1 pseudogene is annotated in these 1,596 nt (G+C 45.2%); it reads left to right on the top strand.

Features of this window, described 5'->3' with window-relative positions:
* Positions 1-111: 111 nt before the first annotated feature.
* Positions 112-1,596, top strand: a pseudogene (locus tag F6K38_RS28055) (DUF2157 domain-containing protein); the annotation flags it as partial.

Raw genomic sequence — 1,596 nt, 5'->3', positions numbered from 1 at the left:
CAGGGTGGAATGTGGTATCTAGCAAGGTTCCGGCTCTTTAGTGGACAATAGTAACTACCTGTATCCTAAATCAGCCCCCCTTGCATTCCTATTTAACTAGGAATATTGCTTATGTCATCGCCACGGGAGGGTTCTATCACTATTGCCCTCAACACCAATACTTCCCAGTCTAAACTGTTGGAAGCTTTAGCCGTATGGCAAGAGTTAGGTTTACTCTCTGAGACTAGCATCAATATCATATTTAAAACTAAAGCATCCCATCCGGCTCTTTTAGAGGGATTAGATGCTTGGTTACGTTTGGGTTTGCTCCAGGAAACCTTTGTTAAACGGTTGTGTCGAGAACATCTCACCTGTGCCTTACCAGAACCTAGTGTAACTCCAAAGGTTTCTGCTTTACCAGTCTCCAAACCAGCACCTCAACTAGTGTCACCTTTAGCTAGTAATGACTTTGCACCGGAGACACCCAAACCGAAGAAACCCAACTGGATTGCTCAAATGTGGCAATCCCTTCAAGCAGAATTCAGTGTCCGCTGGTTGCTGTTTCTGGGTATGTTTATGGTGGTGGTATCCTCTGGGGTACTGGCTGCTAGTCAATGGGACAATTTCCCAGCTGCTGGACAGTATGGAGTATTGCTGGCCTATACCTTGAGCTTTTGGGGGATTAGTGCTTGGACAACGAAACAAGGGAATTTACCGTTAACAGCCCAAACCTTGCGAGTTGTCAGTCTGTTGCTGATCCCAGTCAATTTTTGGGCAATGGATGGCTTTGGCTTGTGGCGTCATCCCTTAAATTGGCTAGTGGTAGCAGTGGCGACAGTAGCACTAAGTGCGATAGTACTAAGTTCGATACTCTTAGGTCGCGGCTACGGGAACGGATTTTTACGATTACGACAACAACAATCATTCCCCTTACCGATTATTAATTATTTAGGTCTGAGTTACCTAAACTGGGGTTGGGGTATCCCTGGATTTCCCATAGGAGCAGTTTATTTGGGCATCGGTAGCACCATCGCTACCTTATATATAGAATCCAGAAAGAAAAATTCAGCGATTATTTTTGATGTTGCTGGCTTCCGCATCTTAGTTTATGGCATCGGCATCCTGCTATTTAGAGCAATTTTTGTCATAGGTGTCGATATTGAACAACTGGGGTTAGCGATTGGGATGTGTGGTTGGTTTCTCTACTGGCTATACCAAAAGCCTCAGGCACCATCTCTCCCGGTCTCCCCGTCTCCCCGTCTCCCTATGATTTGGTTAGGGGGTAGCTTGCTGGTGGTGGGTTGGTTAGTTTGTGTAGCAGCTGAGTTTCCTTGGCAAGCCATGATTGTCAGTGGGCTGGGGGTCTGGTTATTTGTCAATCGTTTACTAAAATTTTGGCGACGTTCCGATTTAGCCGCCATGTTAGCCATTGGTTTACAGATGGTTTGGCTTTCATGGCGATTGATTCCCCCATCAATACAAACCTGGCTACTGGAAACAGCAACTACGTTAACCCATTCCCAAGAAACTCCCTATGTATTGTTGAGTTTAGTACTGTTTCCCTATCTGGTTTTAATTGTTGGGTTAGCAGATTGGTTATATCAGCGCAAAAAACAT

The organism is Moorena sp. SIO3B2 (assembly GCF_010692525.1).
GTDB lineage: Bacteria > Cyanobacteriota > Cyanobacteriia > Cyanobacteriales > Coleofasciculaceae > Moorena > Moorena producens.
The sequence above is the reverse complement of the archived record's forward strand: the minus strand, read 5'-3'. Positions and strand labels throughout refer to the sequence as shown.